The organism is Rhodobium orientis (assembly GCF_003258835.1).
Lineage (GTDB): Bacteria > Pseudomonadota > Alphaproteobacteria > Rhizobiales > Rhodobiaceae > Rhodobium > Rhodobium orientis.
In genome coordinates this window covers 14,058-30,362 of the sequence record NZ_NPEV01000028.1, presented here as the reverse complement: position 1 = coordinate 30,362, position 16,305 = coordinate 14,058, and the positions used below count along the sequence as shown (strand labels likewise).

At 66.3% G+C, this 16,305-nt stretch carries 14 protein-coding genes; 9 read left to right on the top strand and 5 right to left on the bottom strand.

All coding sequences use genetic code 11. From position 1 onward, the window contains the following. Positions 1 to 67 precede the first annotated feature (67 nt). Positions 68 to 1,399 carry a sodium-dependent transporter gene (locus tag CH339_RS13420; RefSeq protein WP_111434867.1) on the top strand — a complete coding sequence of 444 codons (1,332 nt, stop codon included), beginning with the start codon at positions 68 to 70 and terminating at the stop codon, positions 1,397 to 1,399. A gap of 129 nt (positions 1,400 to 1,528) precedes the next feature. Here CH339_RS13420 and CH339_RS13415 read toward each other — a convergent pair whose 3' ends face one another. From CH339_RS13415 to aptA, 4 genes are all read right to left on the bottom strand, one after another. Further along, complete coding sequence (locus CH339_RS13415) at positions 1,529 to 2,389, bottom strand: ABC transporter permease subunit (protein WP_201240882.1); 861 nt, start codon at positions 2,387 to 2,389, stop codon at positions 1,529 to 1,531. Next, entirely contained in the window at positions 2,382 to 3,221 is an 840-nt protein-coding gene (locus tag CH339_RS13410) for a taurine ABC transporter ATP-binding protein (protein WP_111434865.1), read from the bottom strand. Before CH339_RS13410 ends, CH339_RS13415 begins: the two co-directional genes overlap by 8 nt. A gap of 324 nt (positions 3,222 to 3,545) precedes the next feature. Continuing rightward, the gene (gene tauA / locus CH339_RS13405; protein WP_111434908.1) at positions 3,546 to 4,562 is read right to left on the bottom strand and encodes a taurine ABC transporter substrate-binding protein; all 1,017 of its coding nucleotides are present in this window, start codon (positions 4,560 to 4,562) and stop codon (positions 3,546 to 3,548) included. Positions 4,563 to 4,713: 151 nt separating this feature from the next. Further along, positions 4,714 to 6,030 carry an omega-aminotransferase AptA gene (gene aptA, locus CH339_RS13400; protein WP_111434864.1) on the bottom strand — a complete coding sequence of 439 codons (1,317 nt, stop codon included), beginning with the start codon at positions 6,028 to 6,030 and terminating at the stop codon, positions 4,714 to 4,716. A 183-nt stretch (positions 6,031 to 6,213) separates the two neighbouring features. Here aptA and pdxR point away from each other — a divergent pair, with 183 nt between their 5' ends. Together pdxR and CH339_RS13390 are read left to right on the top strand one after the other, a co-directional pair. Beyond that, positions 6,214 to 7,746: a MocR-like pyridoxine biosynthesis transcription factor PdxR gene (pdxR, locus tag CH339_RS13395; protein ID WP_111434907.1), complete on the top strand. Its 1,533-nt coding sequence runs from the start codon at positions 6,214 to 6,216 to the stop codon at positions 7,744 to 7,746. 197 nt (positions 7,747 to 7,943) lie between these two features. Then, positions 7,944 to 8,879: a bifunctional enoyl-CoA hydratase/phosphate acetyltransferase gene (locus CH339_RS13390; RefSeq protein WP_111434863.1), complete on the top strand. Its 936-nt coding sequence runs from the start codon at positions 7,944 to 7,946 to the stop codon at positions 8,877 to 8,879. Positions 8,880 to 8,882: 3 nt separating this feature from the next. Here CH339_RS13390 and CH339_RS13385 read toward each other — a convergent pair whose 3' ends face one another. Continuing rightward, positions 8,883 to 9,614: a sulfite exporter TauE/SafE family protein gene (locus CH339_RS13385; RefSeq protein ID WP_111434862.1), complete on the bottom strand. Its 732-nt coding sequence runs from the start codon at positions 9,612 to 9,614 to the stop codon at positions 8,883 to 8,885. A gap of 309 nt (positions 9,615 to 9,923) precedes the next feature. On the opposite strand from CH339_RS13385, the gene CH339_RS13380 reads away from it, so the two are divergent. From CH339_RS13380 to CH339_RS13355, 6 genes are all read left to right on the top strand, one after another. Beyond that, a complete protein-coding gene (locus CH339_RS13380) occupies positions 9,924 to 10,625 on the top strand; it encodes a corrinoid protein (RefSeq protein WP_111434861.1) in 702 nt (233 codons plus the stop codon). A gap of 8 nt (positions 10,626 to 10,633) precedes the next feature. After that, positions 10,634 to 11,260: a DUF1638 domain-containing protein gene (locus CH339_RS13375; RefSeq protein WP_111434860.1), complete on the top strand. Its 627-nt coding sequence runs from the start codon at positions 10,634 to 10,636 to the stop codon at positions 11,258 to 11,260. A 110-nt stretch (positions 11,261 to 11,370) separates the two neighbouring features. Continuing rightward, the gene (locus CH339_RS13370; protein ID WP_111434859.1) at positions 11,371 to 11,676 is read left to right on the top strand and encodes a virulence factor; all 306 of its coding nucleotides are present in this window, start codon (positions 11,371 to 11,373) and stop codon (positions 11,674 to 11,676) included. A gap of 33 nt (positions 11,677 to 11,709) precedes the next feature. After that, positions 11,710 to 12,627, top strand: coding sequence for a methyltetrahydrofolate cobalamin methyltransferase (locus CH339_RS13365; protein ID WP_111434858.1), 918 nt, complete (start codon positions 11,710 to 11,712; stop codon positions 12,625 to 12,627). Positions 12,628 to 12,634: 7 nt separating this feature from the next. Continuing rightward, complete coding sequence (locus CH339_RS13360) at positions 12,635 to 14,713, top strand: ASKHA domain-containing protein (protein WP_111434857.1); 2,079 nt, start codon at positions 12,635 to 12,637, stop codon at positions 14,711 to 14,713. Positions 14,714 to 14,728: 15 nt separating this feature from the next. Then, positions 14,729 to 16,279, top strand: a complete 1,551-nt coding sequence (locus tag CH339_RS13355; protein ID WP_111434856.1) for a trimethylamine methyltransferase family protein — start codon at positions 14,729 to 14,731, stop codon at positions 16,277 to 16,279. Positions 16,280 to 16,305: the final 26 nt, after the last annotated feature.

Genomic DNA, 16,305 nt, shown 5'->3' with positions numbered 1-16,305 from the left:
CACGACCGCATCCGTGCCGGCCGCTCGACGGCCCGTCGGCATGCGAAAAAACCGACAGGATCGATTCATGCGTGCTCCGCGAGAAAGGTGGCATTCCCGCATCGGCTTCATCGTTGCTGCCGCCGGCTCCGCCGTCGGCCTCGGCAACATCTGGAAGTTTCCCTACATCACCGGCGAGAACGGCGGTGCCGCCTTCCTTCTGCTCTACCTGGCCATCGTCTTCACCATCGGCCTGTCCGTCCTGCTTGCCGAGGTCGCCATCGGCCGGGCCGGTCAGACCGACGCCCTTTCGGCCTTCAAAGTGCTCGGCCACAAGGGCTGGACCGTGGTCGGCGCGATCGGCCTCACCGTCGCCTTTCTCATCCTGTCGTTCTATTCGGTCATTGCCGGCTGGACGATCGCCTATGTGATCAAGTCCGCGGACGGCGCCTTCAACGGCCTCGATATCGGCGCGATCGGCGACTCATTCGTCGGCTTCATCACCGACCCCTGGCAGCCCCTGATCTACCAGGCGATCTTCGTCGTGCTGACCGTCTTCGTCGTCCTGAAGGGCGTCGCCTCCGGCATCGAACGCATCAGCAAGATCCTGATGCCGATCCTGTTCTTCATCCTCATCGGCCTCGTCGCCCGCTCCCTGACCCTGCCGGGCGCCGAAGCCGGTCTTCGGTTCTTCCTGACGCCCGACTTCTCCAAGATCAATGGCGCCGTCTTCATGGCCGCGCTCGGCCAGGCCTTCTTTTCGCTGTCCATCGGCATGGCGGCGATGCTGACCTACGGCTCCTATCTCGACCGCGACACGCGCATCGGACGCTCGGCCTGGTACATCGTCTCCCTCGATACAATGGTGGCGATCCTCGCCGGCCTCGCCATCCTGCCGGCGGTCTTTGCCTTCGGCCTCGACCCGAAGGCCGGCCCGGCGCTGACCTTCATCACCCTGCCGACAGTGTTCCAGGCAATGCCCGGTGGCGCGATCTTCGGGCCCGCCTTCTTCGTGCTGCTGCTGATCGCCGCGCTGACCTCCTCGGTCTCGCTGCTGGAGCCGCTCGTTGCCCTGTTCCGGGACCGCGGCTTCGGCCGCGTGCCGACGACGATCGCCATCGGCTGCGTCACCTTCCTGCTCGGCGTGCCGTCCTCGCTGTCGCAAGGGATCTGGGCCGACTACAAGCTGTTCGGCATGGGGTTCCTCGACCTCCTGGACTTCCTGACCTCCAACATCATGCTGCCGGTCTCCGGCCTGATGCTGGCGATCTTCGTCGGCTGGGTGATGGGGCCGAGGGCCGCCGACGAGGTGACCATGGACGGCGAGCATCCAGGCGTCCTCTTGACCGTGTGGATATTCATCCTGCGCTTCGTCGCCCCGGTCGCCATCCTGGCGATCCTCGTCAACGGGCTGATGTAGCGCGGCGGGCGCGGTGTCGCTGCACCGGGCAGAGGCATGAAAAACCAAAAAGGCCCGGGACGGACAACCGCCATCCCGGGCCTTGTTCCTGCGGCGAGGCGCATCGGCCATGCCGGCTGTTGTCGCGGACTACCGCCCCTTCCAGGGCACCAGCTTCTTTTCGACCAGGCGCATCATCAGGTCGAAGATATAGGCGATGGCGCCGATGACGATGATGCCCATGAACACCACCTCGGTGACCAGGAACTCCGCCGCGTCGAGCACCATGTGGCCGAGGCCGACCTGGGCGGCGACCATTTCGGCCGCGACCAGCGTCGTCCAGCCGAAGCCGATGCCGATGCGCATGCCGGTCAGGATTTCCGGCAGCGCCGCCTTGAAGATGATGTGCCAGATCACCTGCATGCGCGAGGCGCCCATGGAATAGGCGGCGTGGATCTGCTCGATCTGCACGGAGCGCACGCCGGCCCTTGCGGCCAGCGCCATCGGCGCGAAGATGGCCAGGAAGATCAGCGAGATCTTCTGGCTCTCGTCGATGCCGAGCCAGATGATGGTGAGCGGCAGATAGGCCAGCGGCGGGATCGGCCGGTAGAACTCGATCGGCGGATCGAAGATGCCGCGGGCGATGCGGTTGATGCCCATGGCAAGGCCGACCGGGATCGCCGTGATGCAGGCCAGGAAAAAGGCGGAGAACACCCGCATCAGGCTCTGGGAGGTGTGGTCCCAAAGGGTGCCGCCGGAAAACGGCTCCTGGGAAATGGTGATGAACCGGTGGAACACCGATTGCGGGGTCGGCAGGAACAGCGGTTTCACCCACTCGTAGTTGGAGGCGACCCACCAAAGGCCGAGGATGAGGACCGCGGTGACGACTGAAATGCTGAGGCTGCGGCCGGAGCCGGGCGCGCCGTAGGACTCGCCAGGCTGGACGGGGCCGGCGCCGAAAATGTTGCCGAGCGAGCCGGCAAAACCGTTGGAGCGGGACTGGTCAGACATCGGCACCTCCTCCCATTTCGTCGCCATGGATGATCGACAGGATCTTTTCGCGCATGGCGATGAAATCCGGATCGGACTTCACGGCCCGGGCGTTGCGGGTCTCGAAAAAGCGGTGGCAGAAGTCGAGCTCGTATTCGTGGGTGATGCGGCCCGGACGCGGCGACATGACGATCAGCCGCGTCGCCATGAACAGGGCCTCTTCGACGCTGTGGGTGATGAAGAACACCATCTTGTGGGTCTCGCGCCAGACGTCGAGGATGAGTTCCTGCATGGATTCGCGGGTCAGCGCGTCGAGGGCGCCGAGCGGCTCGTCCATCAAGAGCGCATCCGGATCGGAGGTCAGCGCACGGGCAAGGCCGACGCGCTGCTGCATGCCGCCGGACAGCTCGTAGATGTTGCGGGTCTCGAAGTCCTCCAGGCCCACCAGCTTGAGGTATTTGCGGGCGATCTCGCGCCGCTCGGTCTGGCCGACGCCCTGCAGCTTGAGGCCGAAGGTGACGTTCTTCAGAACGTTCAGCCAGGGCATCAGCGCGTGTTTCTGGAACACCACGCCGCGGTCGGCTCCGGGGCCGTTGACCCGCTTGCCGCCGAGGGTGACGGTCCCGTAGGTCGGCTGGATGAAGCCCGCAAGCAGATTGAGGAAGGTCGTCTTGCCGCAGCCGGACGCGCCGAGAGCGACGACGAAATCACCGTCCTTGATGGTAAGGGAGACCTTTTCCAGGGCGTGAACGCCTTCGCCGGCACCCTTTGTCGGGTAGATGACCGTAACGTCGTCTGCCTTCAGCGTCTTGCTGGCAGCAGGTACGGGAGCGGCACCTAGTGTTTCTGCCATGATAGCCCCTTTCGCTGGCATGGAACGGGAGTCCGTTGAGTAGCACCGCATCGGCGCGGCCGCAGCGAAAATCGATAACACCGCTGGTCCGGAAAGGCGTCAGCGCCGGCCGGATACCGGAATGATCCGGCAGTCCCGGCTCCGGGAAACGCGGCGAGACCGGCCGTTGTCCGTGGGAAGGAACCCCGATCGGGCGGCGCCGCAAAGGGAGGGTTTGCGTACCGCCGGCCGGCGCGTCCCCAATGGCGCCGATGCCCGAAATGCCCCGGCGGACCGCAGCCGTTGCCGGCCGCGGCCCGCCAAGGGCGTGTCGTTCTGCCAGGATTATTGGCCGAGGGCGCCCTTGACGAACTCGTCGGTGACCACCGTGCCGTAGTCGTCGAGCATGTTGTCGATCTTCTTCTCGCCCTTCAGGAACTCGGAGGTGAAGTACAGCGCCTTGGCGGCACCGCCCTCCGCCCCGCCGCCGAGCCAGCGGCTGGAGGCCTGCTCCTCAAGCGTCGGGAAGCCGTAGAGGGCGAGCACGCCCGGAACGTCCGCAGCCTCGCCGCCGACCAGGCTGACGATCTTCTTGGCGTTCTCGGAATCGGCGCCGAAGGCTTCCGGGTCGCTGCGATAGGCCTCGTCGGCCTCGGCAATGGTCTTCACGAAGGAGACCATGAAGTCCTTGTTCTCGCCGGCCCAGGTCTTGTTGACGACCATGCCGTCGAAGGTGGCCTTGCCCCAGCTCGACAGGGTGCCGGAGGTGATCAGCACCTTGCCGCTCTGCTTGATGCGGCCGAGCGCCGGATCCCAGATGAAGGCGGCGTCGATATCACCGCGCTCCCAGGCGGCGGCGATGGAGTTCGGCTGCATGTTGAGGATCTTGACCTCGGAGGGGTCGATGCCGAACTGCTCGAGCGCAAAGAGCGTGTGGAAGTGGGTGGTGGAGACGAACGGCACGCCGAGCGTCTTTCCCTTCAGGTCCTGCGGCGCGGTAATGCCGGAGCCGTCGCGCACGACCAGAGCCTCGGCGGAAGCGATGTCCTCGGTGATCCAGAACAGCTCGATGTCGAGGCCGCGCGAGACGCCCGCGGCGATCGGGCTGGAGCCGGCAAGCGCGATCTGCACGTCGCCGGAGGCCATGGCGTTGATCACCTTGGCGCCGGACGAGAACTTGGCCCATTTGATCTTGTAGCCGGTGACTTCCTCGAACTTGCCGTCGGCGATGGCGACCTTCCACGGATTGTAGATGGTCTGGTAGCCGATGGTCACTTCCTTGTCGGCGGCCTGGGCGATGCCGGCCGACAGTACGGCGGCGGTCGCGGCCGCGGCGATGGAACCGATTACACGTTTCAACATGTTGTTCTCCTGATTTGCATGATGCCGCCCGTGATTCTCTGCCATCGGTGCGGCGTTCCTGTCATTGCGAACCGTCCATAACGCCGCCGAAACTACGGCAGCCGGACTGTCCGGACAATGCGCTGTTCCCCAAGCTAATGCGGGCCCTTACTCAGTGGCCGGTTTCCTCCAGTGTCTTTCTGATGATGGAACAAATCTCGTCGACATGCGAGCGCTCCGCGACAAGCGGCGGCGCGATGATCCCGCAATCGCCGGTGAACTTCACGTGCAGGCCGTTCCAGAACAGCCTGGTCTGCACTTCCGAACCGCGCAGGCCCGGGGCGGCGCCCGGCGCCAGATCGATGCCGGCCAACAGGCCGTAGCCGCGGATACCGGTGATCAGGTCGATATCCTGAAGCTCGAACATCTTGTCGAGGAAATAGTCCGAAAGCTCCGCGGCGCGCTCGAACAGCTTCTCGTTCTCGTAGATGTCGAGGGTGGCGATGCCAGCGGCGCAGGCGGCCGGATGGCCCGAATAGGTGTAGCCGTGGAAGAACTCGATGGCGTTGTCGGGAGCCGCATCGACGATGGTGTCGTAGACCTTGTCGCTGACGGCGACCGCGCCCATCGGCTGGGCGCCGTTGGTCAGCGCCTTGGCCATGGTCATGATGTCCGGCGTGACGCCGAAGGACTGGGAGGCAAACGCCTTGCCGGTGCGCCCGAAACCGCAGATGACCTCGTCGAAGATGAGCAGAATGCCGTATTTATCGCAGATCTCGCGCAGCCGCTCCAGGTAGCCCTTGGGCGGCACCAGAATGCCGGTGGAGCCGGCGATCGGTTCCACGATGCAGGCGCCGATGGTGCTGGCGCCATAGGCGTCGATCATGCGCTGCAGGTCGTCGGCAAGTTCCGCGCCGCCTTCCGGCTGGCCGCGCACGAAACGCTCGTTCGGCGACCAGGTATGGCGCATCAGGACGACGTTCGGCATCACCACCGGGAAGGTCTCGCGGTTCTTGACCATGCCGCTCAGCGACACGCCGCCGATATTGACGCCGTGATAGGCGCGCTCGCGGGAGACGAACCGGATGCGCTGGCCCTCGCCCCTGGCGCGGTTGTAGGCCATGGCGACCTTCAAGGCGGTGTCGACCGCTTCGGAGCCGGAGTTGACGAAGAAGACGTGATCGATGCCTTCCGGCAGGATCGCGGCGAGCTTGCGCGCCAGCTCGAACGAGCCCGGCGTGCCGGAGGCGAACGGCGACATGTAGTCGTTGGTCTGGAGCTGGGCGTGGACCGCGTCGGCGATCTCGCTGCGGCCATGGCCGGCAGCGACGCAGAACAGGCCGGACGAGCCGTCAATAAGCTGGCCGCCGCGGTGGTCCCAAAGATGGACCCCCTCGCTCTTGACGACGAGGCGCGGGTCGGACTTGAAAGCCCGGTTGGCGGTGAAGGGCATCCAGTGATGCTCGAGGGAGTTGGCCGCGATATTCATTAGTCGCATGTCCTCAATTGACGGGCCTGGCGACCCGAAAGGCGAACGGCCATGGCGCTGTCATGGCCGGTCACGATCGGTCCGGCTACCCGCGCGGTTCCTTGTTTTTGATTGGTCCGAACGGTACGCTGCCGCTGGTACCATATTATAGGACCAGATACGTGGTTTTGATGAGGCCAGTTGGTGTCGAACATCCTCTTCCAGCTTGACCGGTCCTCCTCCGTCGGCCTGCAATCGCAGATCCGCGAGACGCTGGTCACCGCCATTCTGGCCGGGCACCTCCTGGAAAACGAACGCCTGCCGTCGAGCCGTGAGCTGGCCCGCTCGCTCGGCGTCTCGCGCAACACGGTCATGCTCGCCTATCAGAGCCTGATCGACGACGAGTTCCTGATCGCCTCGGAACGCTCCGGCTATTTCGTCAACGGCAGGACGGCGGCCGGCTATGCGGCGAGCGACGGCGAGGCGGCGCCCGCGGCGGACGGCCGGGCGGGCTGGAAGGGCCCCCTCACCGTCCGCCCGGCCGCGATGCGCAACATCTCCAAGCCGGCCAACTGGCGGCAATACCCCTATCCCTTCATCTACGGCCAGATCGATCCTTCCCTGTTTCCGATTTCCGAATGGCGGGAATGCTCGCGCCAGGCGCTCGGCAAGCAATGGCTCGACGTGTGGGCCGACGACTTACGCGATCTCGACGACCCGATGCTGGTCGAGCAGATCCGCAAGCGCATCCTGCCGCGGCGCGGCATCCTCGCCGACGACACGGAGATCCTCGTCACGCTGGGCGCCCAGAACGCGCTGTTCCTGCTGGCAACGCTGCTGATGTCCCGCGACACGCCGGTCGGCATGGAAGAGCCGGGCTATCCCGATGCCCGCAACATCATCCGCATCCACTCGGACCGGATGGTGCCGATCCCCGTCGACAACGAAGGCATCCAGATCGGCCCGGAGGTGAAGGCCTGCGACGTCGTCTTCGTTACCCCCAGTCACCAGTTCCCGACGACGGCGACGCTGTCGCGGACGCGCCGCACGGCGCTTCTGGAAGCGGCAGAGACCCACGATTTCGTCATCATCGAGGACGACTACGAGTTCGAGACCAACTACGTCACCGAGCCGACGCCGGCGCTGAAATCGATCGATACGCGCGGCCGGGTGGTCTATGTGGGGAGCCTGTCCAAGACGCTGTTTCCGGGGCTCCGGCTCGGCTTCCTCGTCGGCTCCAAGGAACTGATCCGCGAGGCGCGGGCATTGCGCCGGCTGATGGTGCGCCATCCGCCGAGCAACAACCAGCGGACCGTCGCCCTCTTTCTCGCCCTCGGCCACCACGACGCGCTGATCCGCAAGCTGCACCGGGTCTACCGGCGGCGCTGGGAGGAGCTCGGCCGCGCCCTCGACAGGCACCTGCCCAATGCCGGCGCGGTGCCGAGCTTCGGCGGCACCAGCTACTGGGTCGCCGGCCCGGAAGAGCTGGACGCCGACCTGTTGCGCGAGGACGCGCTGTCGCACGGCATCGTGATCGAATCCGGCAGCGTCAACTTCGCCCGCCAGCCGGCGCCGAAAAACTGCTTCCGGCTCGGCTTTTCCTCCATCGCGCATGACCGGATCGAGCCGGGCATCGCGATCCTTGCGCGGCTGATCGAGGGGCAGCTCGGGACGAAGCCGTCCCAGAGAGGCAGTGCCGAGGCATTGCCACCCCAGGTCGCCGCAAGGCAGGTCTGAGCGGCAGCCCGGCGCCGGTCTGGCCCCATCGAATCCTGCGAATTGGACCTACTCGCATTTACGATCCCTTCCGATGACGGGTACTCTCCCCAAAGCCGGCGCGTCCGCGCCGGCTCCAGGCAGCGGATTCCCAAGACCACCGCCTGACCAAAACGAAAAAACGGGCCGCCTCGGACTAGACAACAAGGACTCCAGCCATGCTCAGCCGACAGGCCGTTACCTGCCCGCCCTCGCTCCTGGAACTCGCCGAACCGCTGCCGGCAACGCCGACGGCAATCGTCAATGCCGGCGCCCAGCTTGCGATGCTGAGCGCGCACGACGCCACCCGCCTCAACCTGATCGAGCCGGTGTTCTTCGGCGATCCGGAGGCCATCACCCACCATGCCCTGGAACTCAACTGGGACATTTCCGACTACCGCATCGTTGCGACGGAGAACGAGGCCGAAGCGGCCAAAGAGGCGGCGGCCTGGGGCGGGCGCGGCGATGTCGGCATGGTCATGAAGGGCCACATCCACACGGACGTCTTCATGCGGGCGATGGTCTCGCGCGCCTCCGGCATGCGCACCGGCGCCCGCTACACCCACGTCTTCCACATGACGGCGCCGGACCGGGACGGCTCGCTGCTGATCTCCGACGGCGCGGTCAACGTCCATCCCGACTTCGAGACCCGCAAGTCGATCCTGAAGAACGCCGTCCTGATGTCCCGCGCCCTCGGCAACAAGCGGCCGCATGTGGCGATCCTGTCGGCGACCGAGGAGGCGACGGAGACCATCCCCTCCTCCATGGAGGCGCAGAAACTTTCCGACTGGGCGAGCGACAATGTGAGCGATGCGGAAGTCTTCGGCCCGCTCGCCTTCGACCTCGCCGTCTCGCCCGATGCCGGACGCATCAAGGGCGTCGACCACCCTGTCGCCGGCAATGCCGACATCCTGATCGTGCCCGACATCGTCTCCGGCAATGCGCTCTTCAAGATGATGGTCTATTTCATGGGCGCCTGCGCTGCCGGCCTCGTTCTCGGCGCCAGGGTGCCGATCCTTTTGACCAGCCGCGCCGACCCGCCGGCGGCCCGGCTCGCCTCGGCGGCGCTCGGCGCCGTCGTCAACGACTACATGAAAAAGCAGAACGGCGCCTGAGGCCTACCAGAAGAATGCGTGAAACAGCAGGTTGATCGCGGCAACGGCAGAAAGCGCCAGAACCACCGGCCGGTAGCGGCGGGCAACGCTGGCGTTGAGCCTCGGCGCGAAGTAGCTCGCCACCAGCATCACCGGGGCGAGAACGGCAATCAGCACCGCATCGCTCCAGTGCGCCCGGCCGATGGCGATCAGGCCGACGAGGGAGACCGCCGCGCCGATGGCAAAGAACGCGTTCAGCGTCGCCCTTGCGTGGTCGGCCTTGACGTCCTGGTAGATCAGCGCCATCGGCGGCGCGCCGACCGCCGTAATGGTGCCCATGAGGCCGGAGACGAAGCCCATCGACACGAGCGTTCCCCGGGTCAGCGCCAGCCGGATCCCGGCAAGGCTGAGGGCGACGGCAAACAGGATGCCGGCGGAGAACAGCACCGCGAAACTGTCCTTGTCCGGCAGCACCAGGAGCACCGCGACCGCGCACAGCATGCCGGCGAGGCGGCCGGCGAGCGCGATGCCGATCTCGTCGAGGCGCACCTGGCGGCGTTCCTTGATGGCGGCAAGGCTCGCCGTGACGATGCCGAGCGTGATGATCGGGATCGGCACGAAATGGGTGTCGATCATGGCCAGAAGCGGTGCCGCGGTCAGCCCGAAGCCCATGCCCGTCGTCGTCTGCACGATGACGCCGAGAACGACAATCAGGGCGGCGAGCCCCAGCATCCAGAGCGGCAGGTCGGCGATCATGGGAGGACTCCGGGCCGCCGGCGCGTCCGCGCCGCGGCCTCGTCAAGGGGCTTGTTCTGTGAATGCGTCGGCGGATTGCCGCAGGTCGGCACACATTGCGCCGCGGTGCCCGCGCGATCAAGCCCGCCCGGTTCGCGGGTATCGCCTTGACGAAAATCCGGCGCTTCGGCTCCAGGGCCGGGCGCGGCTGCGCCAGGGTGTCGCATTCCAGCCGTCGCTTGTCGCTTCCTGTCGCATCGTCTCGCGGCCGTTGCGGCAACGTGGTTTTACCCGTGCCTCCCGCACCCTCGCCGACCAGGAAGATGTCCGATGAGCGACGAAGAAGAACTGGACCTCAACGAACTGAGCGATGAGGAACTCATCGAGCAGATGCACGACGACCTCTATGACGGTCTGAAGGACGAGATCCTCGACGCCGTCAACATCCTCCTGGAACGCGGCTGGGCGCCCTACAAGGTGCTGACCGAGGGCCTGGTGGAAGGCATGCGCATCGTCGGCGTCGACTTCCGCGACGGCATCCTGTTCGTGCCGGAGGTGCTGCTCGCGGCCAACGCCATGAAGGCGGGCATGGGGATCCTGAGGCCCCTTCTCGCCCAGACCGGCGCGCCGAAGGTCGGCAAGATGGTCATCGGCACGGTCAAGGGCGACATCCACGACATCGGCAAGAACCTCGTTTCCATGATGATGGAGGGCGCCGGCTTCGAGGTCGTCGACATCGGCATCAACAATCCGGTGGAGGACTATCTCGCCGCCATCGAGGAGCACCAGCCGGACATCCTCGGCATGTCGGCGCTTTTGACCACCACCATGCCCTACATGAAGGTCGTCATCGACACCCTCGTGGAGAAGGGCGTGCGCGACGACTACATCGTGCTGGTCGGCGGTGCGCCGCTCAACGAGGAATTCGGCAAGGCCGTCGGCGCCGATGCCTATTGCCGGGACGCGGCCGTGACGGTCGAGACTGCCAAGGAGCTGATGATGCGCAAGCACAACCAGCGCCAGATCGCCTGAGCGAGCCGATGGTCCCCGAGCCGCTCCTGATCATCGCCTGCGGGGCGCTCGCGCGCGAAATCCGCGCCGTCATCGCGCTCAACGGCTGGGAGCACGTCACGCTCACCTGCCTAAACGCCCAGCTCCACAACACGCCGGAGCGCATCCCGGCAGCCGTGCGCGAGGCGATCCGCGCGATGCGACCGGTCTATGGCCGCATCTTCGTTGCCTATGCCGATTGCGGCACCGGCGGCCGGCTGGATGCTGTCCTTGCCGAGGAAGGCGCGGAGCGGATCGACGGTCCGCACTGCTATTCCTTCTTTTCCGGCGTCGACGCCTTTGCCAGGACGGCCGAGGACGAGATCACGGCGTTCTACCTTACCGATTTCCTCGCCCGCCAGTTTGAGGCGATGGTCATCAAGCCGCTCGGCCTCGACCGGCATCCGGAACTCGCCGACATGTATTTCGGCAACTACGAAAAGCTCGTCTATCTGGCCCAGACCGAGGATCCGGCGCTGACCGAAAAGGCGCGCGCGGCCGCCGACCGACTGGGGCTCACCTTCGAACGCCGCCTCACCGGCTATGGCGACCTGGCTCCGGCGCTTTTCGATGCCGCCGCGCCGGCTCTGGAGCGGACACCCGAGCCCGTGTCGTAATCCGGAAACGCAACGTCGTTTCCATCGTCGCCGGCCCCGCGGGTCCTACGTAACACTACGTGGATCGCGGCATCGACCGCGGGTTTCCTGTTCTGGCGGAGAGCCGTTTGATGGCCAAGCTGCAGATCGTCTACTGGCGCGATATCCCGGCCCAGGTGATTGCCCGCGAGGGCCGCAAGACCGCCAAGCGCGTGCTCGCCGAGCGCTTCGAGAAGGCCATCGACCAGTGCGCCATGCGCTCCGGCGCCGTCGACACCGACGCCTATCTCGCCGACTGGCGGCGCGGCGAGGCGGAGGATGTCGCAGGTGATCTTGAAGCCGTCGCTGGCGAAGCCGCCGCCGCGATCGAGGCCGATTATGACATGGAACGGCTCAAAACATTGATCGCCGCCGGCGGGCGCGACAGCGCGCCCTGACCGGCCTTTTGCCGCTTTTTCCGGAGCATCGCCATGACCCGCACCATCGTCGCCTCCGCCACCAAGGAAGCCGTCATCGGCTTCGATGCCCCGTTCTGCGTCATCGGCGAACGCATCAACCCGACCGGCCGCAAGAAGCTGGCCGCGGAAATGCAGGACGGTGACTTCTCCACCGTGGAAGCCGACGCCCTCGCCCAGGTCGCGGCGGGCGCGACGATGCTCGACGTCAATGCGGGCGTCACATCGGTCAACCCCAATGAGACCGAGCCGCCGCTGCTGGCCAAGACCGTGGAACTGGTGCAGGGCCTCGTCGACGTGCCGCTGTCGCTCGACTCCTCCGTCTCCGCCGCGCTGGAAGCCGGTCTCCAGGTCTGCAAGGGCCGGCCGCTGATCAATTCCGTCACCGGCGAGGAGGAGAAGCTGGAGCTGATCCTGCCGCTGGTCAAAAAATACGACGTGCCGGTGGTGGCGATCTCCAACGACGAGAGCGGCATTTCCGAGGACCCGGACGTGCGCTTTGCGGTCGCCAAGAAGATCGTGGAGCGGGCGCAGGATTTCGGCATCAAGCCGGAAGACATCGTCGTCGATCCGCTGGTGATGCCGATCGGCGCCATGGCGACCGCCGGCCTGCAGGTGTTCTCGCTGGTGCGCCGGCTGCGTGAGGAGCTGAAGGTCAACACCACCTGCGGCGCCTCCAACGTCTCCTTCGGCCTGCCGCATCGGCACGGCATCAACGCCGCCTTCCTGCCGATGGCGATCGCGTCGGGCATGACGTCCGCAATCATGAACCCGCTGAGGCCCCAGGAGATGGAGGCCGTGCGCGCCGCCGACGTGCTGATGTCGACGGACAGGAACTGCGCCACCTGGATCCGCACTTATCGCGAGCCCGCTCCGGAGGGCGACGGCGCGGCGGGCGGTCGGCGCGAACGCCGCCGGCGCAGGGCCGGCTGAGCCCGGAATGGCAGACGAGCGTCCCCCCGAAAGCGAGACGGCCCGCGTCGTGTTCCTGCCGAGCGGTCGGCGGGGCACGTTCGCGCACGGCACGACGCTGCTCGATGCGGCGCGCTCGCTCGGGGTCTATCTGGAGTCTGCCTGCGGCGGGCGGGCGATCTGCGGACGCTGCCAGCTCATGCCCGTCTTCGGCTCCTTCGCCAAGCACAACATCGACAGCAAGCCGGACAACATCACGGCGTTTGGCGACGTCGAAGCCCGGTTCAAGACCGATTTCGGTCTCAAGGCGGACCGCCGGCTCGGCTGCCAGACGCGCATTCTCGGCGACATGGTGGTCGACGTGCCGCCGGATTCGGAAATGCACCGGCAGGTCGTGCGCAAGCGTGCGGAAGGCCGCAAGCTGCCGCTTAATCCGGCCACAAAGCTCTACACCGTCGCCGTCGACGAGCCGGACATGCACCATCCGAGCGGCGACCTGGAACGGCTGACTCGGGCTCTGGAACAGCGCTTTGAGGTCAAGGTCGAGCGCTGCGCTCCCGCCGTCCTGCGGGCCTTACAAAAGACCCTTCGGGCGGGCGAGTGGCGCATCACCGTCGCCGTCCGAGACGACGGCCGCATGCCGGCAATGATCGTCGCCGCCTGGCCCGGCAGCCACGACAAGCTCCTCGGCATCGCCGTCGACATCGGCTCGACGACCATCGCCTGCCACCTGATGAACCTCAACCGGGGTCGGACCCTCACCTCCTCCGGCATCATGAACCCGCAGATCCGCTTCGGCGAGGATCTGATGAGCCGGGTCTCCTACATCATGATGAACCCGGACAGCCTTCCCGACCTCGTCGGCGCGGTGCGCGAGGCGATCGACGCGCTGGTCGGCAAGGTCGTTGCGGATGTGGGCGCGGAACGTAGCGATGTCCTTGAGGCCGTCTTCGTCGGCAACCCGGTGATGCATCACCTGCTCCTCGGGATCGACCCGACGGAGCTTGGCGGGGCGCCCTTCGCGCTTGCCACCTCCGGCGCGCAGACGCTCGCCGCCAGCGACCTCGACCTGGAACTTGGCGAAGGCGCCAGCGTCTATACCCTTCCCTGCATCGCCGGCCATGTGGGCGCCGACGCCGCCGCCGTCATCCTCTCCGAAAAGCCCTACAAGGACGATCTCCTGACGCTGATCGTCGATGTCGGCACCAATGCGGAGATCGTGCTGGGCAATTCGGAGCGCGTGCTCGCCTGTTCCTCGCCGACCGGTCCGGCCTTCGAAGGCGCCGAACTGACCTCCGGCCAGCGGGCGGCGCCCGGCGCCATCGAGCGTGTGCGCATCGATGCGGCAACCCTTGAGCCGCGCTTCAAGGTCATCGGCTGCGATCTGTGGTCCAACGAGGACGGCTTTGAGGAGGCTGTCGCGGTCACCGGCGTCACCGGCATTTGCGGCTCCGGCATCATCGAGGCCATCGGCGAGATGTTCCTTGCCGGGCTCTTGACCACCGACGGCATCATCGACGGCGCCAAGGCCGCCATCTCGCCCCGCGTCGTCGGCGACGGGCGCACCTTTTCCTACGTCATGCGCGACGGCCCGCCGGCCCTGCGCATCACACAGAACGACATCCGCGCCATCCAGCTCGCCAAGGCAGCGCTGCGCGCCGGCATCCAGCTCCTGATGGACCGGCTCGGCGCCGCGTCCGTTGACCGGATCCGGCTCGCCGGCGCCTTCGGCAGCCATATCGACGTCAAATACGCCATGCTGCTCGGCATGATCCCCGACTGCGACCTCGACAAGGTCACTTCCATCGGCAATGCCGCCGGCACCGGCGCCCAGATGGCGCTGCTCGACACGCGCGCCCGGGCCGAGATCGAGGACGTCGTGACCCGGATCGAGAAGGTGGAAACCGCCGTCGAGCCCGCCTTCCAGGAGCATTTCGTCGCCGCCATGGCGATCCCCCACAAGACCGACCCTTATGCGCGGCTTGCCTCAAAAGTGCCGCTGCCGGAGCGCACCGTTTCGGCGGACACGGGCGGCGAGCGCAGACGGCGCCGGCGGCGCGGCAATCCACAAGAACAAACTGGCGAGACCCAGCCGGGCGACACCTGATCGGGAGAGAAGGCGATGGCATCAGAGACGGAAGGCGCCTCGCGGCGCGGACGGGGCGGGCGCACTGCAAAGCGGGCCCAGCGCGACGCGTCGCGCTCAGTGGCGCCGGCCTACCTCACCCGCAGGATCGGCTATGTCGACCTTTTGCGCGAGGAAGAGCTCGACAAGATCGTCCACCATTCCGACCGCATCCTTGCCGAAATCGGCATCGAATTCCGCGGCGATCCGGAAGCGCTCGCCATCTGGCAGGGAACGGCGGCGGAGATCGACGGCGAGCGGGTGCGGTTCCCGAAGGGCATGCTCGACGAGATCATCGCGAACAACGTCAAGCCGGTGTTCACCCAGCACGCCCGCAACCCGGCGCGCTCGGTCCAGATCGGCGGCGATCACACCGTCTTCGTGCCGGCCTACGGGCCGCCCTTCGTGCGCGACCTTGAGGGCGGGCGGCGCTACGCCTCGCTGAAGGATTTCGAGAACTTCGTCAAGCTCGCCTATATGTCGCCGCACCTGCACCATTCGGGCGGGACGATCTGCGAGCCGGTCGAGATCCCGGTGAACAAGCGCCATCTGGATATGGTCTATGCCCATATGCGCTGGTCGGACAAGCCGTTCATGGGCTCCGTCACGGCGCCGGAACGGGCGACCGACACCGTGGAGATGTGCAAGGTCCTGTTCGGTGCCGACTTCGTCGACCAGAACTGCGTCGTCAGCAACCTCATCAACATCAATTCGCCGCTCGTCTTCGACAACGTCATGTCGTCGGCGCTCCGGGTCTATGCGGCGGCAAACCAGTGCTGCATCGTCACGCCGTTCATCCTCGGCGGCGCCATGGGTCCGGTGACGATTGCCGCCGCCCTTGCCCAGGCCCATGCCGAAGCGCGGGTCGGCATCGCGCTGACCCAGCTCATCCGGCCGGGGGCGCCGGTGATCTACGGCAACTTCTTTTCCTCGCTGTCGCTGAAGACCGGCGCGCCGACCTTCGGCATGCCGGAGCCGGCGCTGTCCTATCTCGCCATCGGCCAGCTCGCCCGCCGCATCGGCGTTCCCTTGCGCTGCGGCGGCTCGCTGACGGCGTCCAAGATCGCCGACTTCCAGGCCGCCCAGGAAAGCGTCGACTCGCTGGTGCCGGCGGTGCAGTCGGGCGCCAACTTCATCCTCCACGCCGCCGGCTGGCTGGAGGGCGGGCTGGTCATGGGCTACGAGAAATTCGTGCTCGATGCCGACCGCCTCGGCATGATGGCGCGCTACCTCAAGGGCATCGATCTCGACGACAACGGCTTCGGCATGGACGCCTTCGCCGAGGTCGGACCGGGCAGCCACTTCCTCGGCTGCGCCCACACCATGGCCAATTTCGAGACCGCCTACATCAACCCGCCGCTGACGGATTCTGAATCCTTCGAGCAATGGCACGACGGCGGCGAGAAAGACGCCAACATGCGCGCGCATGAGCGCTGGAAGGCGATGCTTGAATCCTATGTGCCGCCGGAGATCGACCCCGACCGCGACGCCGCGCTGCAGGAGTTCATCTCAAAGCGCAAGGAATCGATGCCCGACGCCTGGCATTGATTTTTTTCGACGGGCGTCGAGGCCGA